This window comes from Sulfitobacter sp. HI0129, assembly GCF_001635395.1.
Lineage (GTDB): Bacteria > Pseudomonadota > Alphaproteobacteria > Rhodobacterales > Rhodobacteraceae > Sulfitobacter.
Map to the genome: position 1 here is coordinate 1 of NZ_LWGH01000569.1, position 1520 is coordinate 1520.

At 66.2% G+C, this 1520-nt stretch carries 2 protein-coding genes; both read right to left on the reverse strand.

Annotated elements, in window-relative coordinates:
• Nucleotides 1-794, reverse strand: a 794-nt coding sequence (locus A3764_RS15300; protein WP_150122208.1) for a class I SAM-dependent rRNA methyltransferase, incomplete at its 3' end; no start/stop codon positions are given.
• Between the two features lie 38 nt (nucleotides 795-832).
• A partial coding sequence (locus tag A3764_RS15305) for a DUF6778 family protein (protein ID WP_330220533.1) occupies nucleotides 833-1520 on the reverse strand: 688 nt, incomplete at its 5' end.

Sequence of the window (1520 nt, forward strand, 5' to 3'; positions counted from 1 at the left end):
AGATCGAGTGCGGGCGCCGCTTCGACACTGGCGGTGGACGGATCGGCGCCCGCCAGTGCGGCCAGCGAAAAGCCCCCCACGTGGGAAAACACGTCGAGTACGCGCGCCCCGCGTGACAGCTCCGCCACGAAGGCGTGGTTGGGCCGCTGGTCGTAGAACAATCCGGTCTTCTGTCCGCCGGTCAGATCCGCCATGTAGATGGCACCGTTCATCGGGACTTCGACGGGGGCAGCCGGTGCCTCTCCGGTCAGGACCGAGGACACATCGTCGAGCCCTTCAAGGGACCGGGTCCGCCCGCCTGCGTTCTTGAGCACATGTTTGACGCCGGTAACGGACACCAGCGCCGCGCAAAGCGGTTCCAGCAGGGCGTCGGCCCATGCCGCGTTGGGCTGGATCACGCAGGTATCGCCGAACCGGTCGATCACCACGCCCGGCAGACCATCCGCCTCCGCATGGATGAGCCGGTAGAAGGGCGCATCGTAAAGCTGTTCGCGCAGTTTGAGCGCACGGCGCAGATGGCCCGCGAACCATGCCTCGTCGATGACCGCCTCCGGATCGGGGTCGATCATGCGGGCGATGATCTTGCTCGCCGGGTTTACGGCGACAAGGCCCATGGGGCGGCGGGTATCATCGTCGAGCCGGGCCAGCGTGCCGGGGGCAAGGCCCCGGGTGCGCCTGTCGGTCACCAGTTCATTGGCGTAGACCCAAGGAAAGCCATGCCGGATGGCACGGGCATTGGCCTTCGGCAGAAGACGGACGGTGGGGCGGTCGGATGCGGAAAGGGGCGCTGTCATAGCGCCCCCTCTAGTCGGTTCCTGAGGATGGATAAAGCTCAGAATTTGTTGAGCGCCTGGATCAGCCCCAGCTTCGCGTTGCGGTGGCCTTCGGGGCGGGACAGTTCCTGCCGGAGGACTTCCGCCAGATGCGCGGTGATCCGCACCTTCTGGGTTTCACCCCGGGCATCGGCAAGGATCGCCTGCCGCCCGCCGAACCCATCGAGGTCCGCCTGCACTTCGCGGGTTGGGCGCAGCAATTCGCCGGTGCGTGCATCCCGCAGCGTCAGCAGGAAGGTGATGGAATGCACACCGCCCACGGTATAGCGCGTCTTTTCCGTAAGCGAATGAAAGCGCCGCACTTCGACATCAAGGCGGACGGGCGTTTCCCCGTCGAAAGCCTCCGCGCCCCGGGCAAAGGCGGTGTCGAAGATCGCCTTGACCTGTGCGTGGCGGTCCCCCAAGGGGTCGCCGCGCCACACGATGTCGCCGCGCGGATAGAAACGGTTCGCCTCGCTGACCTCAAGGCTTTCGGGCACCAGCACGTTGATCTCCGCCACGTTCAGCGACACCGGCATCGCGACCACGGGGGCTGCCGCAACCGGGGCGACCGTCGGGATCGGCGTGGTTTCGAAAGGGGCGGCCCGGGTGGGGAAATCCGGGGCTGCGGTACAGGCCGATACGAGAACGCCCAGTCCAAGGGCGGCGATCGTCTTGATGATGGAAATGTTCATGGCGTCCTCGCTT